Source organism: Pseudoxanthomonas sp. CCNWLW251 (assembly GCF_037402255.1).
Taxonomy (GTDB): Bacteria; Pseudomonadota; Gammaproteobacteria; order Xanthomonadales; family Xanthomonadaceae; genus Pseudoxanthomonas_A.
In genome coordinates this window covers 338,771-363,841 of sequence record NZ_JBBEGA010000002.1, presented here as the reverse complement: position 1 = coordinate 363,841, position 25,071 = coordinate 338,771, and the positions used below count along the sequence as shown (strand labels likewise).

Annotated in this window: 25 protein-coding genes; 14 read left to right on the top strand and 11 right to left on the bottom strand. The window is 65.3% G+C overall.

Translation table 11 applies throughout. From position 1 onward, the window contains the following. Positions 1-825, bottom strand: a complete 825-nt coding sequence (locus WBN46_RS08640; protein WP_337731166.1) for a DUF72 domain-containing protein — start codon at positions 823-825, stop codon at positions 1-3. A 69-nt stretch (positions 826-894) separates the two neighbouring features. Here WBN46_RS08640 and rraA point away from each other — a divergent pair, with 69 nt between their 5' ends. Beyond that, positions 895-1,377, top strand: coding sequence for a ribonuclease E activity regulator RraA (rraA, locus tag WBN46_RS08635; protein WP_337731165.1), 483 nt, complete (start codon positions 895-897; stop codon positions 1,375-1,377). A gap of 55 nt (positions 1,378-1,432) precedes the next feature. Here rraA and WBN46_RS08630 read toward each other — a convergent pair whose 3' ends face one another. Beyond that, positions 1,433-3,244 carry a DUF885 domain-containing protein gene (locus WBN46_RS08630; RefSeq protein ID WP_337731164.1) on the bottom strand — a complete coding sequence of 604 codons (1,812 nt, stop codon included), beginning with the start codon at positions 3,242-3,244 and terminating at the stop codon, positions 1,433-1,435. Between the two features lie 113 nt (positions 3,245-3,357). Between WBN46_RS08630 and WBN46_RS08625 the strand changes: the two genes are divergently transcribed. Beyond that, entirely contained in the window at positions 3,358-3,708 is a 351-nt protein-coding gene (locus WBN46_RS08625) for a GFA family protein (protein WP_337731163.1), read from the top strand. 105 nt (positions 3,709-3,813) lie between these two features. Next, positions 3,814-4,698 carry a DUF2785 domain-containing protein gene (locus tag WBN46_RS08620; RefSeq protein WP_337731162.1) on the top strand — a complete coding sequence of 295 codons (885 nt, stop codon included), beginning with the start codon at positions 3,814-3,816 and terminating at the stop codon, positions 4,696-4,698. A gap of 15 nt (positions 4,699-4,713) precedes the next feature. Here WBN46_RS08620 and WBN46_RS08615 read toward each other — a convergent pair whose 3' ends face one another. Next, complete coding sequence (locus tag WBN46_RS08615) at positions 4,714-5,649, bottom strand: LysR substrate-binding domain-containing protein (RefSeq protein ID WP_337731161.1); 936 nt, start codon at positions 5,647-5,649, stop codon at positions 4,714-4,716. 127 nt (positions 5,650-5,776) lie between these two features. Between WBN46_RS08615 and WBN46_RS08610 the strand changes: the two genes are divergently transcribed. Beyond that, a complete protein-coding gene (locus WBN46_RS08610; protein WP_337731160.1) occupies positions 5,777-6,652 on the top strand; it encodes a DMT family transporter in 876 nt (291 codons plus the stop codon). Positions 6,653-6,788: 136 nt separating this feature from the next. On the opposite strand, the gene WBN46_RS08605 is transcribed toward WBN46_RS08610, so the two are convergent. Continuing rightward, complete coding sequence (locus tag WBN46_RS08605) at positions 6,789-7,694, bottom strand: peptidylprolyl isomerase (protein WP_337731159.1); 906 nt, start codon at positions 7,692-7,694, stop codon at positions 6,789-6,791. Between the two features lie 132 nt (positions 7,695-7,826). Here WBN46_RS08605 and WBN46_RS08600 point away from each other — a divergent pair, with 132 nt between their 5' ends. Together WBN46_RS08600 and WBN46_RS08595 are read left to right on the top strand one after the other, a co-directional pair. After that, on the top strand, positions 7,827-8,192 hold the full coding sequence (locus WBN46_RS08600) for a PadR family transcriptional regulator (protein WP_298121967.1): 366 nt from the start codon (positions 7,827-7,829) through the stop codon (positions 8,190-8,192). Further along, entirely contained in the window at positions 8,189-9,109 is a 921-nt protein-coding gene (locus WBN46_RS08595; protein WP_192201589.1) for a sensor domain-containing protein, read from the top strand. The genes WBN46_RS08600 and WBN46_RS08595 overlap by 4 nt, the downstream gene beginning before the upstream one ends. A 137-nt stretch (positions 9,110-9,246) precedes the next feature. Here the strand turns inward: WBN46_RS08595 and phaZ are convergent, their stop codons facing one another. Both phaZ and WBN46_RS08585 read right to left on the bottom strand, forming a co-directional pair. Beyond that, complete coding sequence (gene phaZ, locus WBN46_RS08590; protein WP_142124441.1) at positions 9,247-10,494, bottom strand: polyhydroxyalkanoate depolymerase; 1,248 nt, start codon at positions 10,492-10,494, stop codon at positions 9,247-9,249. Positions 10,495-10,573: 79 nt separating this feature from the next. Further along, positions 10,574-11,182, bottom strand: a complete 609-nt coding sequence (locus tag WBN46_RS08585) for a class I SAM-dependent methyltransferase (protein ID WP_337731158.1) — start codon at positions 11,180-11,182, stop codon at positions 10,574-10,576. A 224-nt stretch (positions 11,183-11,406) separates the two neighbouring features. Here WBN46_RS08585 and WBN46_RS08580 point away from each other — a divergent pair, with 224 nt between their 5' ends. Further along, positions 11,407-11,838 carry a CopD family protein gene (locus WBN46_RS08580; protein WP_337731157.1) on the top strand — a complete coding sequence of 144 codons (432 nt, stop codon included), beginning with the start codon at positions 11,407-11,409 and terminating at the stop codon, positions 11,836-11,838. An 82-nt stretch (positions 11,839-11,920) separates the two neighbouring features. On the opposite strand, the gene WBN46_RS08575 is transcribed toward WBN46_RS08580, so the two are convergent. Beyond that, a complete protein-coding gene (locus WBN46_RS08575; protein ID WP_337731156.1) occupies positions 11,921-12,304 on the bottom strand; it encodes a helix-turn-helix domain-containing protein in 384 nt (127 codons plus the stop codon). Positions 12,305-12,618: 314 nt separating this feature from the next. Between WBN46_RS08575 and WBN46_RS08570 the strand changes: the two genes are divergently transcribed. The 3 genes from WBN46_RS08570 to WBN46_RS08560 all read left to right on the top strand — a co-directional run bounded on the left by WBN46_RS08570 (position 12,619) and on the right by WBN46_RS08560 (position 17,023). Continuing rightward, the gene (locus tag WBN46_RS08570) at positions 12,619-13,884 is read left to right on the top strand and encodes an HlyD family efflux transporter periplasmic adaptor subunit (RefSeq protein ID WP_337731155.1); all 1,266 of its coding nucleotides are present in this window, start codon (positions 12,619-12,621) and stop codon (positions 13,882-13,884) included. A 361-nt stretch (positions 13,885-14,245) separates the two neighbouring features. Continuing rightward, positions 14,246-14,740 carry a hypothetical protein gene (locus WBN46_RS08565; protein ID WP_337731154.1) on the top strand — a complete coding sequence of 165 codons (495 nt, stop codon included), beginning with the start codon at positions 14,246-14,248 and terminating at the stop codon, positions 14,738-14,740. Positions 14,741-14,920: 180 nt separating this feature from the next. Continuing rightward, the gene (locus WBN46_RS08560) at positions 14,921-17,023 is read left to right on the top strand and encodes a peptidase domain-containing ABC transporter (RefSeq protein WP_337731153.1); all 2,103 of its coding nucleotides are present in this window, start codon (positions 14,921-14,923) and stop codon (positions 17,021-17,023) included. Between the two features lie 86 nt (positions 17,024-17,109). On the opposite strand, the gene WBN46_RS08555 is transcribed toward WBN46_RS08560, so the two are convergent. After that, a complete protein-coding gene (locus tag WBN46_RS08555) occupies positions 17,110-18,804 on the bottom strand; it encodes an alkaline phosphatase (RefSeq protein WP_337731152.1) in 1,695 nt (564 codons plus the stop codon). 141 nt (positions 18,805-18,945) lie between these two features. Here WBN46_RS08555 and WBN46_RS08550 point away from each other — a divergent pair, with 141 nt between their 5' ends. Beyond that, the gene (locus WBN46_RS08550) at positions 18,946-20,223 is read left to right on the top strand and encodes a dicarboxylate/amino acid:cation symporter (protein WP_337731151.1); all 1,278 of its coding nucleotides are present in this window, start codon (positions 18,946-18,948) and stop codon (positions 20,221-20,223) included. Next, a complete protein-coding gene (locus WBN46_RS08545) occupies positions 20,220-20,651 on the top strand; it encodes a GNAT family N-acetyltransferase (RefSeq protein ID WP_337731150.1) in 432 nt (143 codons plus the stop codon). Before WBN46_RS08550 ends, WBN46_RS08545 begins: the two co-directional genes overlap by 4 nt. On the opposite strand, the gene WBN46_RS08540 is transcribed toward WBN46_RS08545, so the two are convergent. From WBN46_RS08540 to WBN46_RS08530, 3 genes are all read right to left on the bottom strand, one after another. Then, positions 20,648-21,514, bottom strand: coding sequence for a bile acid:sodium symporter family protein (locus WBN46_RS08540; protein ID WP_337731149.1), 867 nt, complete (start codon positions 21,512-21,514; stop codon positions 20,648-20,650). The two genes, WBN46_RS08545 and WBN46_RS08540, sit on opposite strands and share 4 nt — an antisense overlap. 168 nt (positions 21,515-21,682) lie before the next feature. Then, positions 21,683-22,357 (bottom strand): C40 family peptidase, encoded by a 675-nt coding sequence (locus WBN46_RS08535; RefSeq protein ID WP_192202385.1) that lies wholly within the window; start codon positions 22,355-22,357, stop codon positions 21,683-21,685. Between the two features lie 218 nt (positions 22,358-22,575). After that, positions 22,576-23,133, bottom strand: a complete 558-nt coding sequence (locus tag WBN46_RS08530; RefSeq protein WP_337731148.1) for an NlpC/P60 family protein — start codon at positions 23,131-23,133, stop codon at positions 22,576-22,578. A gap of 83 nt (positions 23,134-23,216) precedes the next feature. Between WBN46_RS08530 and WBN46_RS08525 the strand changes: the two genes are divergently transcribed. Beyond that, positions 23,217-23,696: a peptidylprolyl isomerase gene (locus WBN46_RS08525; RefSeq protein WP_192201576.1), complete on the top strand. Its 480-nt coding sequence runs from the start codon at positions 23,217-23,219 to the stop codon at positions 23,694-23,696. Positions 23,697-23,809: 113 nt separating this feature from the next. Continuing rightward, entirely contained in the window at positions 23,810-25,057 is a 1,248-nt protein-coding gene (locus tag WBN46_RS08520; RefSeq protein ID WP_337731147.1) for a DUF418 domain-containing protein, read from the top strand. Positions 25,058-25,071: the final 14 nt, after the last annotated feature.

The following is a 25,071-nucleotide window of genomic DNA, read 5'->3' as shown; positions in this document are numbered from 1 at the left end:
CTATCCCGCCAGCTTGCGGATCAGTTCCATCGCCGCGGCCGGATTGCGTTCCTTCGCGCTGCTGATGAAATACACGAACACATCGCGCCGCGGCAGCGCGGCCGCGGGTTCGCCGACGTGCGGCAGCTCGGCGATGTCTTCGCCGCGCGACCAGGCGCGTGCGCGTTCGGCCCACTGCGCCAGTTCCTTCGGCGGATACCCGGTCTCGATCGGCTGCGAGCGCATCAGGCGTGCATAGACGAAGTCCGCCGTGAGGTCGGCGAAAGAGGGATAGTCGGTGGAATCGGTGAAGACCGTGGCGACCTGGTGGCGACGCGCCAGGTCGATGAAGTCCCCATCCACCGCGCCGGGATCGCGGACTTCCAGCGCATGCCGTAGCGGGCGTCCATCGATCTCGCGAGGCAGCAGCGTCAGGAAGGCGTCGAGTTCGTCCGCGTCCACGCGCCGACCCGCTTCGAACTGCCAGACCAGTGGGCCGAGTTTGGCGCCGAGTTCGGCGATACCGGCGACGAAATCCTCCACCTGCACCCGCGTGGAAGCCAGCGAGCGCGATTGCATGATGCGCTTGGGCGCCTTCGCCGAGAACATGAAGCCATCCGGCGTCTGGTCGCGCCAACTGGCGTAGGTCGCGGGCTTCTGCGCGCTGTAGTAGGTGCCGTTGATCTCGATGGCGGTGAGCTGGCGGCTGGCGTATTCCAGCTCACGCCGTTGCACCAGGCCATCGGGATAGAAATTCTTGCGCCAGGGCACGAAGGTCCAGCCGCCGATGCCGACACGGATACCGTCGGTCGAAACCGGGGGTGCAGAAGCGAAGAGATCGTCCATGCGCGCAGGATAGCGCGGCCTTCGTCGCCGCCGCGTTACCATCGAGCCACCCCACGCCGGAGAATCCGCATGTCCTGGACCACGCCCGACCTGTGCGACCAGTACCCCGATGTGCAGGTCGCCGAGCCGGTGTTCCGCAGCTATGGTGGACGCGTCGCCTTCGCCGGGCCGGCGGTGACGGTGAAGTGCTTCGAAGACAACTCGCGCGTGCGCGAACTGGCCGCCACACCGGGCGAGGGCCGGGTCATCGTGGTCGATGGCGGCGGTTCGCTGCGTCGCGCGTTGCTGGGCGACCAGATCGCGGCGAACGCGGTGAAGCATGGGTGGTCCGGCTTCCTGATCTTCGGCTGCGTGCGCGATGTCGATGCGCTCGCGGCCCTGCCGCTCGGTGTGCAGGCGCTGGCGTCGCACCCGATGAAGACCGAGAAACGCGGACTGGGCGACGTGGACATGCCCGTGGCGTTCGCCGGTCTGTCGATCGCGCCGGGCGACTGGATCTACGCCGATGCCAACGGCGTGATCGTGGCGACGACGGCATTGCAGGCCGAATGAAGAAGGGCGGGCCTTGCGGCCCGCCCTTCGCGGTGTCGCCTCTGGCGCGCGTCGATTACTTGATCGGCTCGTCCAGCATCAGCTGGCGGACGAAGCGCACCGGCGGCGCGCCGTACGACAGCACCTGGTCGTGGTAGGCCTTCAGATTGAACTGCGCGCCCTGCTTGGCCTCGGCGGCCTTGCGCATGTCGAAGTGCTCCTGCACACCGACGAAGTAGGTGGGCAGCTGCGCCGAAGTCAGCTGCGCGCGCGTCCACTTGCCTGATGCTTCGCGCTCCTGCTGGAAGGTCTGGCGCACCATCAGGTCCATCGCCTGTTCGCGCGTCCAGCCGTCCACCTGCACGCCCTGGTCCAGGATCGCGTTGGCGATCGTGCGCAGGTAGAACTTCATCTGCACCAGGCGGAACAGCGGATCGTTGTCGAGGTAGCCGGCGTCGGCCATCATCTTCTCGGTGTACACCGCCCAGCCTTCGGCGAACATGCCCGAGCGCAACACGGCGCGCAGCGTGGACGGGAACTTGGCCGAGTGCCAGCCTTCCAGGTAGTGGCCCGGCGTGCCCTCGTGGATGCTCAGCAGGTGGATCATCCGGCTGTTGTATTCGCGCAGGAACGAATCGACCTGTTCCTGGCTCCAATCCTCCGGGATCGGCGAGACGGCGTAGAAGGTCTTCAGGTGCTTGTCGAGCGGGCCCGGCGAATCGCAGTAGGCCACCGCCACGCCGCGCTGGAATTCCGGCATCTCGATGATTTCGACCGGCGCATCGGGCAGCGTGACCAGGTCGTGCTTGCGCACGAACTCGGTGGCCTGCGCCAGCGCGGCTTCCGCATCCGGCACCACCTTGTCGCGCGCCGGGCGTTCGGCGTAGGCCAGCTCGAGTGCGGCCTCGATCGCCTTCTGCTGCTCGTCGGCGCTGGGCGTCTCGGGCAGGGCCGGTGCACCGGGCTTGTCCTTCAGCACGGTACGGGCGATGCCGTACATCTCCTCGCGCACGCGCTTGAGCTCGCCTTCGGCGCGCTGCTTGATGTCGGCGCGCGACAGCGAGGATAGCAGCGCGAACTGGAGTTTCTGGTCGTACAGCGCCTGGCCGATGCGGAAGTCGCCCTTCGCGTTCGGCACCAGCGTCTTGTCCAGCCAGGCCTGGTGTTCGGCCACGGCGGTCTTCAGGCCGTCGACGGCGGCCTGCGCCTGCGCACGGTCGGCCTCGGGCAGGTCCTTGAGGTTCGGCGTGATGAAGGTGTCGACGATGCTCAGGATGCCGGCGTTCTGCTTGGCGACGGTTTCGGCATGCACCTTGGGCACGCGCGCCGGGTCGAGGTTCTCGCGCGCCTGCGCCAGCAGCGCCGGGATCTTCTGCATGCGCGCAGTGGCGGACTTCAGGCGCTCGGGCAGCGGCGCGAACTCGCGCGCCATCAGGCCGTAGATCGCGCCGCCGGCCACGTTGTTGTAGACCTGCGGATCCCAGGCCCAGCTCTGCAGCGTCTCGGCAGTCCAGATGTCGTACTGCAACTGGTTGCGCAGGATGGCGGCATCCACCTGGTTTTCGCGCGACAGCGTGGCGACGTCGAGCGCATCGAGTTCGCCGAGGATCTTCTTGCTGAAGTCCAGGTTCTTCTGGCGACCGGTCGCGCTGAGATCATCCAGTTCGCCGTCGTACCTGTGCTCGCCGATCTGGGTGGCGCTGACGGGCGACAATTGCAGCCAGCCATCGAGCGCGCGCTTGGACAGATCGGCGAAGGCGGCATCGGCCTTGGCGGTGTCAGCGGTCGCGGCTGCGGTGTCGGCACCCGGGCCGGCGGTGGGGGCTTCGCTCTTCTGGCAGGCGGCCAGCGAGGCCAGGAGGGCGGCGGCGAGCAGGGTCTTGCGCATGGGAGTCCTGTTGCAATGCAGCGTGGTCGAGGCGTACAGGATAGGCCGAAGGTCACCCCCATGCCCATGCCATTCGATATACGCTGATCCGCCGGACGAAGGAAAACCACACCATGAAACACGAAGGAAGCTGCCATTGCGGCCGTATCGCATTCGAGGTCGAGGGCGACATCACCGACGTCGTCGACTGCAATTGCTCGCTGTGCCGTCGGCGGGGTGGCCTGCTGTGGTTCGCGCCACGCGAAGCCCTGGTGCTGAAGACGCCGGAAGCCGACATGTCCACCTACACATTCAACAAGCACCACATCCAGCATCGCTTCTGCGCGACCTGCGGCATCGCACCGTTCGGCGAGGCCGCGCATCCGGCGACCGGTGCGCAGATGGCGGCCATCAACGTGCGCTGCCTGCCCGGCGTGGACCTTTCCGCATTGAAGGTCACTGCCTTCGATGGTGCCGGCGCCTGATCGCGACGGGGACGGAGTAGTTCGCCTGCGCTGTCCCGTACGTTGTCGCTGGCAGCCAGCAGGGTCCGCAAGGTAGGCGGCGGAACAAGTGTCGGGGAGATGACGATGCGTGCATGGGCATGGCTGGCGTGGGTGGGGATGCTGCTGTCGTATTCGGCGCAGGCGACCTGTCCGCCCGAAGGCACGGATCCGGGTTCGCTGCGGTTGCTGCGGGAACAGAAATTCGCCGTACCCGGCGAGGTGCGCGCTGCCTTGGTGGCGGGACTGCCGGCTTGCCTGGCCGACCCCGACCCCGCAGTGCGCGATGGTGTGGCATACGAAGGTCTCAGCACCTGGCTGCGCGCGGGACAACTGGACGTGCAGCAACGGCGCGCATTGCGCGACCGCCTGTACGCGATGCTGGGCGAGGATGCCGCCGCAGGGTTCGGCCCGCCTTTCGCGGCGCTGGTGTTGTCGGAGGTCGCGCGCACCGACCGGGTGACGCCATGGATGTCTGCAGACGAGCGCGCCGACATGGTCGCGCGCGCCGCCGCCTACCTGGCGTCGGTGCGCGACTATCGCGGGTTCGACGCTGTCGAGGGCTGGCGGCACGGCGTGGCGCATGGTGCGGACTGGCTGCTGCAACTGGTGCTCAACGAACAGGTGGACCGCGGGCAGGTGGATACGCTGCTGCAGGCGGTCGCGGAACAGGCCGTGCCGGAGAGCGCGCACGCCTATGTCTTCGGCGAGCCGGGGCGACTGGCGCGGCCGGTGCTGTACGCCGCCAGGCGTGGCCTGCTGGACGAGGCGGCGTGGACGCGCTGGTTCGGCGCGTTGCCGCCAAGGCTGGGCATCCCGGAACAGGCGTACGCCGACAGCGTATGGCTTGCGCGCCGGCACGATCTGATGGCGTTCCTGATGAGTGTCCACCTGGAAGCCGACCAGTCCGGTGACCCCAACATCCGCGCGCTGAAACCGGCCGTGGTGCAGGCACTGAAGGCCGTGCCCTGACCGGTCGCGCGCAGGTCAGCCGCCGCGACGTCCCAGGAAGTCATCCGGCATCGGTGGCAGGGGCGTGCGTTCGTCGCGTGCTTCCTCTTTCAGCCAGTCGATGAAGGCCTGTGCGGCGGCGCTTGGCGGTTTGTGCGCGGGGTGGACTGCGTAGTACGCGAAGCGCGCCTTCAGGGCCGGACCGGGCAGGCGCACCAGTTCGTAGCGTTGCAGATACGGTTGCGCAACGTGGCGGCGCGCCAGGGCGGCACCCACGCCGTACACCGCGGCGCGCATCGCGTCGGTGCTGTCGTTGAAGCTGTGCATGGTGGGCAGCCGCAGGCCGCGCACGCCCGCGGCACGGAACCAGTCGCGCCAGCCCTGCAAGGCGAGGTCGGTGACCAGCGGCAGCTGTGCGATCTGGCGCGGCTCCAGCACGGCGTCGATGCCCGGCAGGGCCGGGGACGCGACCGGGAACAGTTCGTCGTCCATCAGGTGGTGCGCGGTCAGGCCCGCCCAGTGCCCGGGCCCATGACGGATGCCCAGTTCCGGACCCTCGTCATCGAACCGCGTCAACGCGATACCCGTATCGACATGCAGTCGGATATGCGGATGGCGCGTGCAGAACCGGGGCAGTCGTGGCAGCAACCAGCAGTAGGCCAGCGAGTGCAGCGTGGTGAGGCGCAGCGTGGTGGTCTTGCCGGCCAGTTGCAGATGCGACGCCACCGCATCGATATCGCCCAGCGCCGCGTTGGCCGCATCCGCCAGCTGCCGGCCTTCGGCGGTGAGCTTCACGCCACGGGCATGGCGCTGGAACAGCACCACGCCCAGCAGCGCCTCCAGCTTGCGCACGTGGTGGCTGACAGCGCTGGCGGTGAGGTGCAGCTCGTCGGCCGCATGGGCGAAGTTCTGGTGGCGTGCCGCAGCGGCGAAGACGCCGAGGGCGGGGAGCAGGGCGGGGCGCAGGCTCATGGCAGTTCCAGGCACAAACCAAATTTGTGGCTTGGCCGTATCGTACGCGCTTGTGGAGGCCGTACGTTGGGTCAGAATGGCGGCAGGCACGAATGAGGGTGTGGCGATGACACAGGGAAACGCAGCCGTGGGAACGCTCCCCGAGGTGGCGGGACGTGACTGGCGCACGCCGCTGGAACTGCTGGCCCTGGGCGCGATCTGGGGCAGCTCGTTCCTGTTCATGCGGATCGCGGCCAACCCGTTCGGGCCGTTCGCGCTGGTGGAGGTGCGGCTGGCGCTGGGTGCGCTGGTACTGCTGCCGTTCCTGTGGCGCGAGCGTGCACATTTCAGCGCTGGCATGTGGCCGAAGCTGGCCCTGATCGGCGCGATCAATTCGGCGATCCCCTTCCTGCTGTTCGCGTGGGCCGCGCAACGTTCGCCGGCCGCGATCGGTGCGATCTGCAATGCCATGACCGTGTTGTTCGCGGCATTGGTGGGGTTCCTGTTCTTCGGGCAGAAGATCGGGTTGCGGCGGTCGCTTGCGCTGCTGGTAGGGTTCGTCGGCGTGGTCGTGCTGGCCACCAGCAAGGCGGGCGGGCTGAGCGTGGGCGGTGCCGTCGTCGCGGGTTCCACCGCGGCGTTGCTCTACGGCGTGGGGGTCAACCTGGTGCGCAGGCACCTGGCGGGGATTCCTCCCGCCGCTGCGGCAGCGGCCACACTGGGGTGTGCAGCCCTGCTCGTGCTTCCGTTCGCGGCCACGCACTGGCCCACGGCGTCGATCGGCATCGGTGCGTGGAGTGCCGCGATCGCCATCGGCGTGGTCTGCACGGGGTACGCGTTCCTGCTGTACTACCGCCTGATCCACCGCATCGGACCCGCGCGCGCCTCGACGGTGACCTACCTGGTCCCGCTGTTCGGCGCCGCCTTCGCATGGCTGTTCCTGCGTGAGCCGGTCACGCCCGCCATGCTGGCGGCGGGCGCGCTGATCCTGGGCAGTGTTGCGGTGAGCCAGCGCGCGGCGTGATCGCGGTCGTAGTGGCAGGTGCGGGAGCGGCGTCAGTCGCGATGACGTATCGGCAAGTCCTGAGCTGCGGAATGGCTCGCGGGGCTGACCTCATGCAATCGCGACTGACGTTCGCTCCCACAACATGCCCGGCGCGTCAGCGCTTCGCTTCGCGTACGGGCAGCGGCACGTTGCACAGGTCGATGTGGCCTGCGGGTTGCACGTACCAGCCATCGCGGCGATTGCGGCGCGCTTCGGTGGCGGCGGCGAAGGTTTTCGAGTCGGTGCGCAGCACCTGCAGCGGCATGCGTTCGCTTTCCGGCATTTCACTGGCCAGGCGGATGGCGGTGATCTGCGTGCGTTCCTCCGCCTTCTCGTAGAAGCCCATCGGCTCCGGCCCGCGCGGAATCGCACTGAGCAGTTCCATGCCCTTCACCACACGGCCCACCAGGGTGATGTTGCGGTCGAGTTGGCGCGGCGATTGGCCGGTGACGACATAGAGTTCGCTGCCATTGCTGCTGTCGGGCGGACCGCCGCGACCTGCGCCGAGCGCGCCGTAACAGTGCGCCAGCCAGGCATCGCCCGTCTTCGGATCGCGCGCGGCGGGAAACCCGTCCACGAAGCCCACTTCTGGCGCCCAGCCATCCACGTCCGGCAGCCGAGCGAAGGCCAGGCCGGTTGCCGTGCGCGCGAACTCGGCCGGCAGTTTTGTCTTCGCGGTGCCCAGCGACTTCGCTTTTGCGGCGTCCTCCGCGTCCGCATCGCCGAACTGGACCACGAAGTTGTCGTGCGAGCGGTAGATGCCCAGGCCGTTCCAGAAGCCCTCGCGCGCCAGTGTGCGGATGTTGGCAACGTGTTCCGGTGCGAATGCCGGCGCCAGTTCGATCACCACCCGGCCCGCAGGCAGGTCCATGTACAACGTGTTTGCGGGCTCCAGTGTGCGCCAGTCCGCGTCAGGCGATGCATCGAGGATCTCCTTCGCACTGGGATGCTTCGGTGGTTCCTCGGCATGCGCGGCGGGAAGGGCGAACAGGCAGGCGAGCAGCAGTGGCGTCAGGCGCATGGCGGGTCCGGGACGGGAGATGCCTCGATTGTAGGGAGGCCGGCGGTCCCAGTGACTACTGGCACATCCGCTATATCAAACTTCGCAATAGCATCGTCTCCAACCTAGCGGGAGTGCCGCGGAGGGGGAGCCATGAGTGAGCCCGATATCCAACTGAAGAAGTTCCAGAAAGAACTGAGTGCGGGCACCGTGTCGCTGGCGTTGCTGGCGGTCCTGGCCCGGGCGGGTGAGCCGCTGTACGGGTACCTGATCGCCAAGCAGCTCGAACGCGTCGGCGACGGCGTGCTCAGCGGCAAGCAAAGCGCGCTTTACCCGGTGCTGCGCAACCTGGAGGGCGGCGGACTGCTGGACAGCTTCGTCGAACCCTCCGTTGCCGGCCCACCACGGCGCTACTACCGCATTACCGAGGCAGGGCGGCTGACCCTGCAGTCCTGGATCGCCGCCTGGCGTGCCACCCGCGATTCCGTCGATTCCGTGCTAGAGGGGATTCCTGCATGAACACCACCGCCACCCCGGGCAGCCGCCTGCCCACCACCATCCCCGAGTACCTGGATCAGTTGCGTGCGGCGCTGGCCGGCGCCGACAAGGCCATGGTCCAGGACGCCGTGTACGACGCGGAGGAATACCTGCGTTCGGAACTGGCGGAAAACCCCGGAAAGTCCGAAGCCGAGGTGATCGCCTCCGTCGCCGGCAGTTACGGCGCACCAGCGGAAGTTGCGGACATCTATCGCGAGACCGAAGTCACCGTGACGCGCGCGCTTCGGCCTCCCTTGCCGCCGAAGCGCAAGTCGGTGCTGGGACAGTTTTTCGGGGTCGCCGCCGATCCGCGCACCTACGGCGCTTTGTTCTACATGCTGCTGTCGCTGGCTACCGGCACGTTCTACTTCACCTGGGTGGTGACCGGCGCCAGCCTGTCGATCGGCCTGCTGATCCTGATCATCGGCATTCCGTTGCTGCTGCTGTTCCTGATGTCGGTGCGCCTGCTGTCGCTGGTCGAAGGTCGGGTGGTGGAAGTGTTGCTGGGCGAACGCATGCCGCGCCGCCCGCTGTACACGCAGCGCGACAAGCCGTGGATGACGCGCTTGAAGGAACTGTTCACCGATGGCCGCACCTGGACGGCGATGCTGTACCTGCTGCTGATGCACCCGCTGGGCATCCTGTATTTCTCGGTCGCCATCACCTTGCTGGCCTTGTCGCTGGGATTGATCGCAGCGCCTGTGGCGTACTTCCTGCCGTTCGACTATGTGCTGAACTTCGGCGGCTGGAGCCTGGTCAACGAAGCGCCCTGGCTGCTGCCGTTGGCATCGGTGGCCGGCATCCTGCTGCTGTTCGCCACGCTGCACCTGGCGCGCCTGACCGGCCTTTTCCACGGCTGGCTGGCCAAGCACCTGCTGGTGCGTACGCCGGTGGTGTGAGGTCATGATGCGGGAGCGACCTCGGTCGCGAACAAAAAAAGGCCGCCCGAAAGGGCGGCCTTTTTCTTGCGCCGGCATGCAGTTGGCGATCACATGGAGGCTTCGTGACTGACGTCGCTCCCACAGTAAGCGATGCGTCAGCCGGCGTACTTGGCGATGAAGTCGCGCACCTGCGGGTAGACCTTCTCGCGCCAGCGACGTCCGCTGAAGATGCCGTAATGGCCGGCACCTTCGACCGTCAGGTGCTTGTGGTGCGCCTTCGCGATACCGGTGCACAGGTCATGCGCGGCGGCGGTCTGGCCCTGGCCGGAGATATCGTCGAGTTCGCCCTCGATGCTCATCAGCGCGGTCTTCCTGATGGCGGCCGGCTTCACCAGTTCGCCATTGACCGTCCATTCGCCGCGCGGCAGCAGGAATTCCTGGAACACGGTACGGATGGTGTCCAGGTAGTACTCGGCCGGCATGTCGAGCACCGCGTTGTATTCGTCATAGAACTTGCGATGCGATTCGGCATCCTGCAGGTCGCCCTTGACCAGGTCCGCATAGAAATCCCAGTGCGACATGAAATGGCGGCTGGGGTTCATCGCAAGGAACCCGGCATGCTGCAGGAAGCCGGGATACACGCGACGGCCTTCGCCGGGGTAGGGCACCGGCACGGCGTGGATGACATTGTTCTCGAACCACGACAGCGGGTTGCGCGTGGCCAGGCTGTTGACTTCGGTAGGGCTGCGGCGCGCGTCGATCGGGCCGCCCATCATCACCAGTGAACGCGGCGTGGCTTCGCCGCGCGCTGCCATCAGCGACACCGCCGCGAGTACCGGCACGGTGGGCTGGCAGACGCTGATGACGTGGAGTTTCTCGGCGCCGATATGGCGGATGAACTCCTCCACGTAGGCGACGTAGTCGTCGAGGCTGAAGGGGCCTTCCGACGCGGGCACCATGCGCGCGTCCACCCAGTCGGTCACATAGACCTTGTGGTTGCGCAGCAGGGTGTGCACGGTATCGCGCAACAGCGTGGCGTGGTGGCCCGACAGCGGCGCCACCACCAGCACCACCGGGTCGTCCTTCAGCAGGGCGATGGTGTCGGCGTCGTCGGTGTAGCGTTTGAAGCGGAGCAGGCGGCAGAACGGCTTCTTCACCGCCTCCAGTTCCACCACGGGCACCGTGCGGCCGTGCGCCTCGACTTCGCGGATGTCCCACGCCGGCTTTTCGTAATCCTTGCCGATGCGGTGGACGAGTTCATTGCCGGCCGCGATGCGCTCGGCCCCCGGTACGTTCGAGAGCCAACTGGTCGGCGTGGAGAACATCCGTGCGTTGGCTTCGGCCATGTAGGCCAGCGGCGCCATCCATGCGCGTCCGAGTTCGTGCAGTTGGTACAAGGTCATGGCTGTCCGGAATCCCGCTTTTGGTGCACGGTGCTGCGCCGCAGCATACCGCAAAGCCGGTACCGCCGCGCATGCCTGTTCAGGTTATCGGCCGGAAATCCGCAGCCTCCAGCACCGCGACATCGCCCGCCAGGCCCGGGCCCAGCCAGCAGTGGTTGCCGATCGACTGGAAGTTCAGTCCATTGAACGCTTCCCGGTACCACGCTGCCCTGCGTGGCTGGAATCCCTCGTGGTCGCCTTCGAATTCATCCTCTTTCGCGAAGGTTTCAAGGAAGGCGACACCGCCGCACAGTTCCGCCAGCCCCGGCAGTCCGCGCTTCAGTTCGCGGGTCGGCACGTAATGCAGCACATCCGAGCACACCAGCAGGTCGACCGACTCGCAGGGGCGCAGGTACTGGAAGTCCTCGAAACGCGCGTAATGCAGGTTGCGGGTGCGCCCGAAGCGCCGGATCGCATACTCACTGCTGTCGAAACCGAGGTACTGCAACTTCGGCCGCAGCTTTAGCAACGGCGCGCGCCACGCGCCTTCGCCGCACCCGATGTCGAGCACCGTGCGGATCGGCCGTTCCAGGTGGTACTCGGCTACCGCCACTGCCATCGCCACCTTGCGCGCCAGCCGCGGCGCGCCGCCGATGTCGCCGTCGCGATACCAGCGCTGGAAGTAGTCGGCGTCGTAGTGCTTGGTCATTGGTATGTTCGGGAAGAGGGAAGCAAGCGTGTTGCTCGTTATGCCAGCGCTAGCTGGGATCCATTGCGCCGTTGCTCTCCTTGATCTGCAGAGCAACGGGAAAATCAAATTGGATTCCAGCTTACGCTGGAACGACGGGTCCGTGGCATTCCATCGCGTTGGACAGTCGTTGCGACAGTAGCGGAGAATCCCGCATCACCCTTTCGAGCGGCGGAGCGGCCAGCGTGGACAAAGCCAGCCTTTACCTGTGGGTCAAGACCTTCCATCTCGTCTTCGTCATCGCCTGGATGGCAACGGTGTTCTACCTGCCGCGCATCCTGGTCAACCTGGCCGAGACCACGGGGCAGGCCGACGTGCAGGCGCGCCTGCAGCTGATGGGACGCCGCCTCTACGGCTTCGGCCACAGCATGTTCGGCATCGCGGTGATCCTGGGCGGCGTGCTGTGGTTCCATTTCGGCATCAGCGGCGGCTGGCTGCACGCCAAGCTCACGCTGGTGGCGCTGATGCTGGTGCACTTCATCGTCACCGGCCGCTGGCTGAAGGGCGTGGCGAAGGGCAAGACGCTGCCGTCGCCGACGGCCTTGCGCTGGTTCAACGAGCTGCCCTTGTTCGGCTTGATCGCGGTGGTGTGGCTGGTGCTGGCGAAGCCGTTCTGAGGGCTGCCGCGTTCTCGCGACCCAGTAATCGTATCGGTACCGTGCGAATGCGGCATCCGTAAACCGTCGCCTTGCGTCCCGATCAACGCGATCGAGCGCCCTGGCGCGCAGCGTGTGGAGCCCTAGCTTCGCAATGCAGCACGACCTCCAGCCGGGCATGCTCGGTCATGCGCCGGAACGCGGCCAACAGGCGTCGCTCGTACTCGTCATGGATCATCTCGCCCTCGACGGTAGGGGTGTCGTCATTGCCGCCATGATCGAGAGGGCCGCGGCCGGTGGCCAGCCATTCGAAGCTGACGTTGGTCAGCTGGGCGATGTGGACCAGCCGCGCGGAAGCAGGTAGAACGCCGTCCGCGCCTTCCCAGTTGGCCACCGCGCTGCGAGTGACCCCAAGGTTCAAGGCCAGGGCCTCCTGGGACAGCCTGGCGCGCTGGCGCGCTATCCGGATGCGCATGGACAGCTTCATGTGCCGTGTTGCTCGTTCCGCTGTGGGGTCTCCACGCTAGCCCGCCCGATTCCGGGACGCAATTAACATTTTTGCGTCAGCGATACTGACGTCAACTTGTACAGCCTGGCTGACGTGCATGTGCAAGCGATTGATGCGAAAGGGTCGACTAAATGTGACTGTCAGCAGGACTGACGCGCGGCGCTGAAGCGCGTGTTGCTCGCGGCGGCGCGGCTGCTAGAGGATGACGACGAAGGCTGGCGCAAGGGTATCCCCCACGCGCTCTGGCTCCAGAGGGGGTCGACGCCTTTCGTACTCAAGGACGCAAGACCGCAATGACGCAACCGCTGTTCCGCCCTGAAGTCCTGGAAGCCAAGCGCGGCAGCTGGTTGGGTGGCATCTCGCTGGCGCAGCCGGTCAATTTGTGGGTGCTGACGCTCGCGGCGGTCGCCGCAGCCACGGTCATCGTCCTGTTCGTCACGCTGGGCACCTATACGCGTCGCTCCACCGTGACCGGTCAACTGGTGCCCTCGCAGGGACTCGCCACCGTGCTGGCCCCGGCCACCGGCGTGGTGGCCAGGCTGAATGCGGTGGAGGGCGACCGTGTTGGGATGGGCACAGCGCTGGCGGTGGTCACCGTTCCTCGCGCGACATTGGCATCAGGCGACACGCAGGTCGCACTGGAACAGCAGTTCGGCCAGCGGCAAGCGAGCCTCGTGTCTGCGCAGCAGGCGCAGCAGCGGCAGCTGCAGGCACAAGCGCAAGGTGCACGCGAGCAACTGGCAGTCGCGCAACTTGAACTGGTACAGATCGAATCGGAAGTGGCGACCCGCCAGGACCAGATTCGTATCGCCAACGAAACACTCGAACGCCTGCGCAGGCTGGAGGGTGGACAGTATGTCAGCGTGCTGCAGATCAAGCAGCAGGAAGCCGCGGTGCTGGAATACACGGGGCAGATGCAGGCCCTGCAGCGTCAGGCCATCGGCACGCGCCGTCTGATCGCGCAATTTCACCAGGCGGAGCGCGAACTGCCCGCGCAGGGTCAGGCAAGCAAAGCAGGCCTCCAGCGTGAAATGGCGCAGCTGGAACAGGAGCGCGTGCAGACGCAGGCCAGCGGTGCGCTGGTGGTCAAGGCGCCGGTCGAGGGCATGGTGGCGACACAGGTGGTCAAACCGGGGCAAGCGGTGCAGGCCAGTCAGCCGTTAATGACGTTATTGCCGGACGATGGGCGCCTCGAAGCCGAGTTGTTGGTGCCTAGCCGCGCGATCGGCTTCATCGAGCCCGGCGATCGTGTGCTGCTGCGCTATCAGGCGTTTCCATATCAGAAGTTCGGTCATCAAGAAGGTCATGTTGCGGCGATCAGTCGCAGTGCGTTGAACCCCGGTGAGCTGGGTGCGTTGATCGGAAATGGGCAGCAGGGCGAACCGTTCTATCGGGTGACGGTCTCGCTGGCGCGACAGGCGATCACGGCCTATGGCAAGCCGGAAGCGTTGAAGCCAGGGATGTTGGTGGACGCGGATGTGCTGGGTGAGCGGAGGAGGCTGGCCGAATGGGCGTTTGAGCCTTTGTACTCGCTCAGGGGAAAAATTAGTGATCGTTGATCCTCACTCCGCAGAACGTGCGTGTCGAAGCGAGATTTATAGAATTGCCGAGTGTGCCTCGGCCCCAGAGGCAGGGAATGCCTTAATACAAATGGAGAAAATCAAATGCGCGAGCTGAACCCAGCTGAGATCTGTGATGTCGATGGCGGCCTGAGGTCCGTTTTCTGGAGCGCCGTCGCGGAGGCTGTTATCAGTGGTGTCAAGGGTGCCTATAACTACGTTACTGATGACGGAGAGGGCGGAGGGGAAGCATTCCAGAATGGTGAGCCTACTGTCGTAGCAAACGTGTATGGTGCATAGAGTTTCAGTCTGAGTGGTGGCAGGCGGCGTTCTGCGTCGCCTGCTTTTCATGTAATGCCAAGTGGAAGCTGAGAATATGTTGTTGAGGGTTGATATGGCTTACTACAGTAGACTGTTTTCGACATTCAAATGGGTGCCTATTGCAGCTTTCATTTCATTCTCTTCAAGCCTATTGGCGGCTATTGCGATAAGGTCGGCAGCTGGCGACGTCTCTGCTTACGCGCGAGAAGCTCCCGTTGGCGTGATTGATTTCATTGGGATATTGGTAATTGCGCCGATTATTGAAACATTGATGCTGTCGTTATTGGCGATGTCTTTATCAAAAGTCTTGCGAAGTAAGGTTTATGCTTGCGTTCTGAGTGCATTCTTGATCGCTATTTTTCACGGAATATTTTCATGGATTCAGTCTTTGCTTGTTTTCTTGCCATTTGTCGTTTTTAGCACCCCGTTTTGGGGAGGTAATTTTTTCAGTCGAAAGCCTGTTATTCTGTCTGCATCAATACATATTTTTTATAACTTACTTGTATGTTGCGTTGCATTATCAGGTTTTATATGATTCAGGGTAGAAATAACGGTCGGATTCCTGCTCGTAGTTTGTGGATTATTATTTCTAGTACATTTTATCTTTAGATATTATTAAAAGTCCGTATTTAATTGGTTTGACATCATCAAAGGCTTTGACTTGAGCTTTTTTGGTTCATATTTGTATATAGCTGGCCGAAAGTAAGGTTGCTGTGTGAAGGTTGTTATTCAGTCAGAAGCCGCTGAGTGCGGTCTTGCTTCTTTGGCTATTGTGGCTAGCTACCATCGCCTGCGCTTTGGCTTGGCCGAGCTGCGTCATCGTTTTCCACTTTCCCTTAAAGGCGCCAAGCTCAATCATCTGATCCACATCGCCCAGGAGATTGGCTTCTCCACGCGTCCGCTGCGGTTGGAGATAGAAGACGTAGGTAGACTCGCGCTGCCCTGCATCTTGCATTGGGACTTCAACCACTTTGTCGTGCTGGTGAAGGTTGGTTCGTCCAAGGTCACGATTCTGGACCCGGCTATTGGTGAACGGAAGCTCTCGCTCAAGGAGTTGTCTGACCATTTCACGGGTGTGGCGCTGGAATTGACGCCAGCGGCCGAGTTCAAGCCGCAGAAGGCGGCGCCCGCCGTGACGGCCAGGCAGCTTACGGGTCCGGTACGCGGCCTGTGGCGCGCCCTGGCGCAGATACTGCTGCTGTCCGTGGCGCTGCAGGTGTTCGTGGTGCTGGCGCCGTTCTACATGCAGTGGGTGGTGGACCAGGTGCTGGTCTCTGCCGACCGCGACCTGCTGACGATACTTGGGCTAGGTTTCGGCTTGGCGCTGGTGCTGCAGATTGGCATCGGCTTGCTGCGTGGCTGGTCGGTGGTTTACCTGTCGTCGCGATTGGGGCTGCAATGGATGGGTAACGTGTTCGCCCATCTGCTCAGACTCCCACTGGATTACTTCGAGAAGCGGCACCTCGGCGACATCACCTCGCGCATGTCGTCGGTGCAGGCCATCCAGCGCACGCTGACCACCAGCTTTGTTGAGGCCGTCATCGATGGCCTGATGGCGGTGGTCACGCTCGGTCTGATGCTGTTCTACAGCTGGAAGCTGGCCTTGGTGACATTGCTGGCCGTCATCCTGTATCTGGGCATCCGTGCCATCGCGTATCGTCCCGTCCGGGATCGCACCGAGCAGCAACTGGTCGCCGGCGCAAAGCAGCAGACCCACCTGCTGGAATCGTTGCGCGGCATGCAGAGCCTGAAGGTAGCGGGCGAGGAGTCGCAGCGCCGCAGTACCTACGACAACCTGATGCACGACACCGTCAACCAGGAAGTCAGGCTGGCGTGGATGGGGTTGGGCTTCAACAGTGCCAGCCAACTGGTGTTCGGCATCGAGCGCATCGCAGTGATCTGGATCGGTGCCACGCTCGCGCTGCAGAACGTGTTCTCGGTCGGCATGCTGATCGCCTATCTGGCTTACAAGGACCAGTTCGCCGGACGCATGGCAGCCCTGATCGACAAGTGGATCGAGTTCCGCATGCTGCGTCTGCATGGCGAACGCTTGGCCGACATCGTGCTGACGCCGCCGGAGGAGCAGGCCACCCAGCCTGAGGTGTTGCCCCTGACCAGTACCCGGATCGAGGTAGAGAACCTCTCGTTCCGCTACGGCGACGGTGAGCCCTGGGTGCTGAAGGACTGCAGCTTCACGGTCGAGACGGGCGAGTCGGTGGCGATCGTCGGCGCCTCCGGTTGCGGCAAGACCACGCTGGTCAAGGTGCTGCTGGGCCTGTTACCACCCACGGAGGGCATCGTCCGGGTGGGCGGGCACGATCTGCACAAGATCGGTCCACGCAATGTACGCGCCATCGTGGGCGCCGTCATGCAGGACGACCAACTGTTTGCCGGCAGCGTGGCCGACAACATCAGCTTCTTCGATCCGGAGGTGGACCAGGTCCGCATCGAGCATGCGGCGAGACTGGCGGCGGTCCATGACGAGATCGCGGCCATGCCGATGGGCTACCACAGCCTGATCGGCGACATGGGCAGTTCGTTGTCGGGTGGGCAGAAGCAGCGCGTGATCCTGGCCCGGGCGCTGTACCGCAATCCCAAGCTCCTGTTCCTCGACGAGGCCACCAGCCATCTCGACGTGGTGAAGGAGCGGTTGGTCAACGACGCGGTCAAGGCCCTGAGCCTGACCAAGGTGATCGTCGCCCACCGTCCCGAGACCATCGCCAGTGCCGACCGCGTGCTGATGATGGAGCAGGGTCGCATCGTGCAGGAGATCAGGCCTCAGCGGCCAGCGCCGGACACCGTAGCCGTACCTGCTTGAACTGCGGCGGCGCCTCGGGGCAATCGCTTTTTGGGCAGTGGAAGCACATCGTGTCCCGGATGCCTCCACGCAGACCGGTCTAGGATCTACTTCTTCTCGAAATCCACCGGCTTCGGCAGTTCCACCGGCACGCCATTCGCATCACACGTACCCGCCGCGCACAGGCGCGCGCGCAGCTTGGGGGCGGCCTGCACGATGACGTGGTAGATCGCGTTCTGTTCCAGCGTGCCGCGGAAGGCGTCGCTGCCGGGACCGATGGCCCAGATGCCGACGTCTTCGCCGCCGTGTGATTCCGACTTCAGCGGCACCAGGGCTTCCTGCAGGTAGTCGGGATGCTCGGTATCGACATGACTCAGGTCCGGCCGGCCTTCGGACGGCTCGACGCTGCTGGGAGAATGCAGGAAATGCTTCGGCCCTGCCGGCTGGCGGTTGCTGGCGCCGGTGTAACCGGGACCATTGGCGTACGTCAGCGTGGTGAACGTCATGCCGGTCTGGTCGCGCGCGAGGTCGCCGGGCGTGTCGTCTTCGCCGCCCTGGCCGCGCACCTTGCCCAGGATCGGATTGCCGCGCACGGGATAGCCGACGAAGTTGAGCGTGTGCGAATGATCGGCGGTGACCACGATCAGCGTGTCGTCGCGTGAAGTGGCCTCTGTCGCGGCGCGCACGGCATCCGACATCGCGACGGTTTCATCGAGCGCGCGATACGCATTGCCGTAGTGGTTGGCGTGGTCGATGCGCGCGCCTTCCACCAGCAGCACGAAGCCTTCCGGATTGCGCGAGAGCGTGCGGATCGCGGCGCGGGTCAGGTCGGCGAGCGAGGGTTCGCCCTGGTCGTCCTTGCGACGGTCGTGCTCGAACTGCATGTGGTCGTACTCGAACAGGCCCAGCAACTGCGGTGCATTCGCAGCGGCTTCCAGCTGCCGCGTGTTCCATGCATAGGCACCCTGCGGATGCGCCTGTTGCCACTCGGCGACCAGGTTGCGGCCGTCGAGGCGCTGGCCGACCTTGTCGTCTTCTTCCGGATCGCGCACGTCCACGGGCAGGAACTCGCCGCGCCCGCCACCCAGTACCACCGACGGGCCATGTCCGAAGCGTGCGGCGGCCAGCAATTGCTGTGCAATGTCCTTGCAGCCGGCGTCGGCTGCTTCCGCTGGCAGGTCGCTGTCGTTTTCCCAGTCGCGATGCGAGACATGCGCGTAGGTCGCGGCGGGGGTCGCATGCGTCACGCGGGCGGTGGTGACGACACCCGTCGCCAGTCCCGCGCTGTCCGCCAGCGTCAGCCAGCTGAGCAGGTCCTTGCTGCCGTCGGGCGTGCATTCGCCCTTGCGTCCGGCCGACACGCCGATGGCGCCCATGTGCGACTTCACGCCCGTGGCTACCGCCGTCATCGTGCCCGCGGAGTCGGGGGTCTGCGAGTCGGTGTTGTAGGTCTTGCTGAAAGCGGTGTGCGGGAAGCGCTCCCAGCTCAGCAGGTTCTCCTCGCCCGGCATGCCCTTGCGCTGACCCTCGAAGATGCGCGCGGCGGCGACCGTGGTCAGGCTCATGCCGTCGCCGAGGAAGACGATCACGTTCTTCGCACGTCCCTGCATAGCGCCATTGGCTGCGGCCCTGGCGGCACCGCTGCGGTACCACCATTGCGGTGTCTCGCCCTGCGGGTGCGCGACGGGCGGGACGTCGACGGCGAGCGGGGAAGGAGTGGCGGGCGAGGTGCTGGCGCAGCCGGCGAGGACGGTGAGCCACGCCAAGCCAGCGAACGGCGATACGAGGGAACGCAGGAACATGAGGAGCCGTGTGGAGGACAGTCGGCCCATTATGACGGTCGCGCAGTGTCCTGTTCATGACACCCGGCATTCCGTCGGCATGGTCGCCCCGCGCGGAGCCATGGGCTAAGGTGTCGCGTCCGTTTTTGTGAGTCGCGGTGGATGAGTCTGGTCTCGGCCTGGTTGAGGATTCCGTTCTGGCAGCGCGTCGTCGCCGGCTTCGTGCTGGGCGCGCTGGCGGGATGGTGGCTGGGATCGGCGGCCGGGGTCTGGCTCAAACCCCTCGGCGACCTGTACGTCACGCTCATCAAGATGATCGCGGTGCCGCTGGTGTTCTTCGCGGTCATCAACGCCGTCTCCAGCCTGCACGGGCAGAAGTCGGTCGCTGCGCTGGGCGGACGCACGTTCCTGTGGTTCGCGATCACGGCGGCGATGGCCGTCTGCGTGGGCCTGGCGGTGGGCTGGGTAGTGCAGCCCGGCAAGGGCCTGACCGGTTTGATGATGGCGCCGGACTACCAGGTACGCGAAGTGCCGACGCCGGTGCAGGTGCTGCTGGACATAGTGCCGTCCAATCCTTTCAAGGCGCTCACCGAGGGCAAGATCCTGCAGGTGATCTTCTTCGCCGGCCTGCTGGGCTTCGCCCTGGTCAAGCTGGGTGAACGCAGTGCGGGCCTGCGCAAGCTGGCCGGCGAGGCCAGCGACACCATGGTGCAGGTCACGCGCTTCGTGCTGGAGATGACGCCGCTGGGCACGTTCGGCTTGATCGGCGCGCTGGTGGGCACATACGGTTTCGAGAAACTGTTGCCACTGGGCAGCTACATCGGCGCGCTGTACCTGGCATGCGCGCTGCACATCGTCGTCGTTTACGGCAGCCTGCTGCTGGCGCACGGATTGAACCCGTGGAAGTTCTTCCGCGGCGCCGCGCCGGGCATGCAGGTGGCGTTCGTCAGTTCGTCCAGCTTCGCTTCGATGCCGGTCGCGTTGCGCAGCGTCACCCACAATCTGGGCGTGGACAAGGACTATGCCGCGTTCGCGGTGCCGCTGGGCGCCAGCATCAAGATGGATGGCTGCGGCGCGATCTATCCGGCGTTGACTTCGATTTTCGTGGCCCAGTACTTCGGCCTGGACCTGTCGGTGAACCAGTACTTCGTCATCCTGCTGGCGTCGGTGCTGGGCAGCTTCGGCACGGCCGGCGTACCCGGCACGGCGACCGTGATGGTCACGCTGGTGCTGAGCGCGGCCAACCTGCCGCTGGAGGGCATCGGCTTGCTGGTGGCGATCGACCGCATCCTGGACATGATGCGCACGATGACGAACGTGACCGGCCAGATGCTGGTGCCGGTGCTGGTGGCGAAGGAAACCGGTCTGCTGGATCGCGAAATCTACGAAAGCGCGTCGAGCAATGTCGGCCTCGGGGATGATGCCGCCTCGACGCCATGAATGCCGATGCGATCCAACTAGTGGATTCCTTCCCCGATGTAGCCACCTATCGTCGGCTCCGGGTCGAAGCAGGACTGTCGCCCAAGACGCAGGAAGCCGCCGAGCGCGGCCTTGCCAACACGCTGTACGGCGTCAGCCTGGTGAAGGCGGGTGACGTGATCGGCATGGGGCGCGTCATTGGCGACAACGGCACGGTGTTTGCCGTCGTGGACATCGCCGTGCGGCCCGATCATCAGGGCCAGGGGCAGGGCAAGCGCATCATGGCCGCCCTGGATGCGTGGCTGCGCGCGAATGCGCCCGCTTCCGCCTACGTCATGCTGATCGCCGACGGTGACGCCAGACACCTCTACAGCCGGTTCGGGTTCGCCGAAACGGCGCCCGCCTCGGTCAGCATGGCCTATGTGGCCGATGGCCGCCGGGGAGCCTAGGCGGTTGCGGCCTTGTCCCGCGATACCCACCACGCGAACACGCCCGCCGTGACGAACATCAGCAGGCTGTAGACCGCCGCCGGCACCGAGATGGTCGCGTTCTGCAGCACGTTGAGTGCGATGAAGATCGCCAGCGTGCCGTTGTGGATGCCGATCTCCATGGCGATGGCGATGGCCTGCTTCTTCGGCAGGCGCAACGCCAGCGGCGCCGCATAGCCGGCGCCCATGCTGATCAGGTTGAACAGCAGGCAGGCCAGCCCGACGATGGCGAAGTAGGTGGTCAGCGTCTTCCACTCCTGTGCCACCGCTGCGACCACGAGCAAGGCCAGCACCAGCACCGACAGCAGGCGGATGGGCTTCTCGCTGCGCGCCGCGAACCCTGCGGCCTTGGCGCGGATGAGCATGCCGAGGGCAACCGGCAGCAGGATGATGGCGGCGACTTCGACGACTTTCTTCGTCGGTGGCGGCACGTACTGGCCTGCACCGAGGAAGTACTCCAGGGAAAGGTTGAGGATCACCGGCAGCGTCAGCAGGCAGAGCAGGCTGTTGATCGCGGTCAGGGTGATGTTCAGCGCGACATCGCCGCGCGCGAGGTGGCTGTAGATGTTGGCGGTGGCGCCACCGGGCGAGGCGGCCAGCAGCATCAGGCCCACCGCGAGTTCCGCAGGCAGACCGAAGCCCAGGGCCAGGCCGAACGCGACCCAGGGCAGTACCAGCGTCTGCAGGGCGAGACCGATCAGCACGGCGCGCGGATAGCGCGCCACGCGACGGAAATCCTCAAGCGTCAGTCCCAGCCCGAGGCCCAGCATGATGATGCCCAGGGCCAACGGCAGCAGCAGATTGGTCAGCAGTGATGCCTGCATCGCGTACGACTCCCCTTCGGCGCGAAGAAACGGGATGCGCGGTAATGGCGCAATCGTCGGAGGATGGAGGCAAGCCGGCGAGCGATGCAAGCTGCGGCGCACAGAAGATGGAAAAGAAGAAGGCCGCGCGGGGCGGCCTTCTTCATCGTTGCTCTGGCATCCGTACGGTTACATCGCGACGCGACGCGCACTCAGGTAGCGGTTGGCCCAGTAGCCCGTGAGCAGGCTGTCCACGCGCACATCTTTGCCACGACTGGGCGAATGCAGGAAGCGGCCTTCGCCCACGTAGATGCCTACATGATTCACCCGGCCCTTCAATCCGAAGAACACCAGGTCGCCCTGGCGCAGCTCCTCGCGCGCGCCGACCATTTCCGCGTCGGCCTTGGCGGCCATGTCGCGGGACACGCGCGGCAGCTCGATGCCCAGTGCCGTGCGGAACACATAACCGACCAGGCCGCTGCAATCGAAGCCACTGTCGGGCGACGTGCCGCCCCAGCGGTAGGGCGTGCCCATCAACGCGAGGGCGCGCTGGAGGACCACTTGTACCTTGCCCCCCTGCTGTTCCTGCGCCACGACGCCTTCCTTGCTCAGGTCGTACGCGGCCAGCAACTTGCTGATGTCGCCGGCCACCATGGCCGAGCGGTCGACCAGCGGCAGCGTATCGCTGGCAGCCAGACGCGGGAGCAGGGCGGAGAGGGTGGCGGTGGCGGCCTCTGCGGCCTTTTCCTTGACGCTGGTGGTGACGGATTTGGCGGCCGGGGCCACCACCACATCACTGGACGCCGGCGTTGACGCGGCGTCGACGGTGGCCGGGGCAGTCTGGGCCTGCACCACGGCGGCCATGGCGCACAGGCCAAGGCCCACAAGAAGTCGGGAAACCCTCCGCGGCAGGCGGTGGGTGGCGGCAGGCTGGCCTGTTGGCAGGTCGTCGTCGGTCGTCACGCGCGGGATGGGTTTAACAAGTCAGAGGCGATAATGCCGGCTGATCGGAGCGATTTGGTTCAGAAATCGTTATTTATTTGTTAAGTGTGAACGTTCCGCGTCACAGACTTGACCGATTCCTAACGAAGGACCCGTTTTGCGCCGCTGTAATGGTCTCGCCAGTAGGGGCCGTCCAGATGATCGAGCCGGACCGTACCGCCCGTACTCGGGGCATGCACGAACCGGCCTTCACCGACGTAGATCCCCACATGGGTCACGTTGCCGCGACTGCCGAAGAACACCAGGTCTGCGGGCGCCAGGCGGCGTGGTTCGATCCTGGGTCCCTGCACCTGAGCCAGTTCCCGCGACGTGCGCGGCAGACGCACATCCAGCATGTCCCGATAGACGTAGGTCACCAGGCCGCTGCAGTCGAAGCCGGATTCCGGCGTGTTGCCGCCGTACCGGTACGGCGTGCCGACCAGGCCGATGGCGCGCATCAGGACCGAAGTGGCGGCGGCGGGATCGTCGGCCTGCACCACCGGCCAATCGCGTTGCGCGTGGGGCGGTGGCGATTTGCGGACCTGGGGCTTGGAGCCGCCACAGCCGGCCAAGGCGATCAGACCGGCGCAGAGCAGGAGGACGGCCCAGCGCCGAAGTGGCGCGGGCAGGGTCAAGCCGGGATAATGTCGGGCCTTCATCGCGGCGCATCTTCGCCGCATTCCCTTGCGGTCCACAAGCCGCGCCCGTCCTGCCCGCCGGCAGGCCCCGTCCAGAGTCCCGCATGAAAATCGCAAAAGACAGCGTCGTCCGTTTCCATTACACCGTGTCCGAAGCCGGCCAGGAGCCGATCGAAAGCTCGAAGGACCGCGAGCCGCTGGCGATCCTGATCGGCCACGGCAACATCATCCCGGGCCTGGAGACCGCGATGCAGGACCGCGAAGCCGGCGAGAGCTTCGGGGTGGACGTGGCCGCGGCCGACGCCTACGGCGAGCGCCGTGACGGTCTGAGCCAGCGCGTGCCCAAGAAGCACTTCGGCAACCAGCGCCTGGTGCCGGGCCAGCAGGTCGTGCTGCAGACCAACTTCGGCCCGCGCGCCGTGACCATCCAGAAGGTCGGCATGAGCGTGGTGGACGTGGACCTCAATCATCCGATGGCAGGCAAGGACCTGCACTTCGACGTGGAGATCGTGGAAGTGCGCGAGGCCAGCGCCGAGGAACTCGAGCACGGCCATGTGCACGGCGACGGCGGTCATCACCACTGATCCACGGCATGCCTGCTTCCAGAACGGCCCGCGAAAGCGGGCCGTTTCTTTTGGCTGCGCGGGATCCCGGGCCGCGCATGGTCTAATCGGAGCGAAGACATCAGGGGATGGGAATGGCGGCGACGATCACCGATAACCTGGCGCCCATCGCGGTGGCCGAACGCATCGAAGCGATGGACGTGCTGCGCGGCTTCGCGCTGCTGGGCATCCTGCTGATGAACATGGAGGGCTTCGTGGGGCCGGTGATGGCGTCGGGCACCGGCCTGGACCCGACGCTTGCGGGGATCGACCGCATCGTCGACCTGCTGGTGTATGTGCTGGTGCAGGGCAAGTTCTACACGCTGTTCTCGCTGTTGTTCGGCATGGGCTTCGCGATCATGTCGCAGCGCGCCGAGCTGGCGGGCCGGCCGTTCGCCGGCGTGTACTGGCGACGGGGCCTGGTGCTGCTGGCCTTCGGCGTGATCCATGCCCTTTTCATCTGGGCCGGCGACATCCTGATGATGTACGCGCTGTGTTCCTTCCTGCTGCTTGCGTTCCGGCCAATGCCATACCGCTGGTATGTCGGCCTCGGCCTGGTCGCATATGCCATGCCGATCGGCTTCATGTTCCTGATGGGAGGCATGGGGTCGCTGTTGGACGGCACAGAGGGCTGGGACAAGGCGATGACCGAGATCGGCACGCAGATGCGGGCGCTGATCGACAGCGAGCGCATCGCGTACGGCAGTGGCAGCTATGCCGATGCCACCTGGCAACGCCTGAAGAGCACGGGCATGGCGCTCAGCAACATCACCATGTTCGGCTTCATCGCGTTCGGCCTGTTTTTGCTGGGCGCCTGGTTCGTGCGCAGTGGCGCCATCGCACGGCCCGGAGAATTTCCGCGCATGTACGCGACCCTGCGCTGGGTGGCATGGCCGCTGGGGTTGCTGTCCATGCTGGGTTCGGTGGCGCTGGAACCGACGATGGATTTCGCCACGTTCAACCTGCGGGTGTCCACGGCGTTCACGCTGCAGATGCTGGCGAACCTGCTGATGTGCCTGGGCTATGTGGCCTGGGTGATGCGTGCGCTGGCCTCGGTGCCATGGCAACGGCCGTTCGCCTGGCTGGCGCCGGCGGGGCGCATGGCGCTGACCAATTATCTGATGCAGTCGCTGGTGTGCACCTGGATCTTCTACGGCTATGGCCTGGGTCATTTCGAGCAGTTGCCGCGTGCATGGCAACCGGTGTTCGCGGTGGTGCTGTTCGGCCTGCAGGTGGCGTTGAGCCGGCTCTGGCTGTCGCGGTTCCGGTTCGGTCCCGTCGAATGGCTGTGGCGTTCGCTGACGTACGCGGAGCTGCAACCTTTGCGGCTGCGCGCAGGGTGATAGCGACTAGACTG

Bases quoted from the DNA above. Each gene is read 5' to 3' on its own strand.
- WBN46_RS08640 (WP_337731166.1), bottom strand. From the start codon at position 825: ATGGACGATCTCTTCGCTTCTGCACCCCCGGTTTCGACCGACGGTATC.
- rraA (WP_337731165.1), top strand. From the start codon at position 895: ATGTCCTGGACCACGCCCGACCTGTGCGACCAGTACCCCGATGTGCAG.
- WBN46_RS08630 (WP_337731164.1), bottom strand. From the start codon at position 3,244: ATGCGCAAGACCCTGCTCGCCGCCGCCCTCCTGGCCTCGCTGGCCGCC.
- WBN46_RS08625 (WP_337731163.1), top strand. From the start codon at position 3,358: ATGAAACACGAAGGAAGCTGCCATTGCGGCCGTATCGCATTCGAGGTC.
- WBN46_RS08620 (WP_337731162.1), top strand. From the start codon at position 3,814: ATGCGTGCATGGGCATGGCTGGCGTGGGTGGGGATGCTGCTGTCGTAT.
- WBN46_RS08615 (WP_337731161.1), bottom strand. From the start codon at position 5,649: ATGAGCCTGCGCCCCGCCCTGCTCCCCGCCCTCGGCGTCTTCGCCGCT.
- WBN46_RS08605 (WP_337731159.1), bottom strand. From the start codon at position 7,694: ATGCGCCTGACGCCACTGCTGCTCGCCTGCCTGTTCGCCCTTCCCGCC.
- WBN46_RS08600 (WP_298121967.1), top strand. From the start codon at position 7,827: ATGAGTGAGCCCGATATCCAACTGAAGAAGTTCCAGAAAGAACTGAGT.
- WBN46_RS08595 (WP_192201589.1), top strand. From the start codon at position 8,189: ATGAACACCACCGCCACCCCGGGCAGCCGCCTGCCCACCACCATCCCC.
- phaZ (WP_142124441.1), bottom strand. From the start codon at position 10,494: ATGACCTTGTACCAACTGCACGAACTCGGACGCGCATGGATGGCGCCG.
- WBN46_RS08585 (WP_337731158.1), bottom strand. From the start codon at position 11,182: ATGACCAAGCACTACGACGCCGACTACTTCCAGCGCTGGTATCGCGAC.
- WBN46_RS08575 (WP_337731156.1), bottom strand. From the start codon at position 12,304: ATGAAGCTGTCCATGCGCATCCGGATAGCGCGCCAGCGCGCCAGGCTG.
- WBN46_RS08570 (WP_337731155.1), top strand. From the start codon at position 12,619: ATGACGCAACCGCTGTTCCGCCCTGAAGTCCTGGAAGCCAAGCGCGGC.
- WBN46_RS08555 (WP_337731152.1), bottom strand. From the start codon at position 18,804: ATGTTCCTGCGTTCCCTCGTATCGCCGTTCGCTGGCTTGGCGTGGCTC.
- WBN46_RS08550 (WP_337731151.1), top strand. From the start codon at position 18,946: ATGAGTCTGGTCTCGGCCTGGTTGAGGATTCCGTTCTGGCAGCGCGTC.
- WBN46_RS08545 (WP_337731150.1), top strand. From the start codon at position 20,220: ATGAATGCCGATGCGATCCAACTAGTGGATTCCTTCCCCGATGTAGCC.
- WBN46_RS08540 (WP_337731149.1), bottom strand. From the start codon at position 21,514: ATGCAGGCATCACTGCTGACCAATCTGCTGCTGCCGTTGGCCCTGGGC.
- WBN46_RS08535 (WP_192202385.1), bottom strand. From the start codon at position 22,357: ATGGCCGCCGTGGTGCAGGCCCAGACTGCCCCGGCCACCGTCGACGCC.
- WBN46_RS08530 (WP_337731148.1), bottom strand. From the start codon at position 23,133: ATGAAGGCCCGACATTATCCCGGCTTGACCCTGCCCGCGCCACTTCGG.
- WBN46_RS08525 (WP_192201576.1), top strand. From the start codon at position 23,217: ATGAAAATCGCAAAAGACAGCGTCGTCCGTTTCCATTACACCGTGTCC.
- WBN46_RS08520 (WP_337731147.1), top strand. From the start codon at position 23,810: ATGGCGGCGACGATCACCGATAACCTGGCGCCCATCGCGGTGGCCGAA.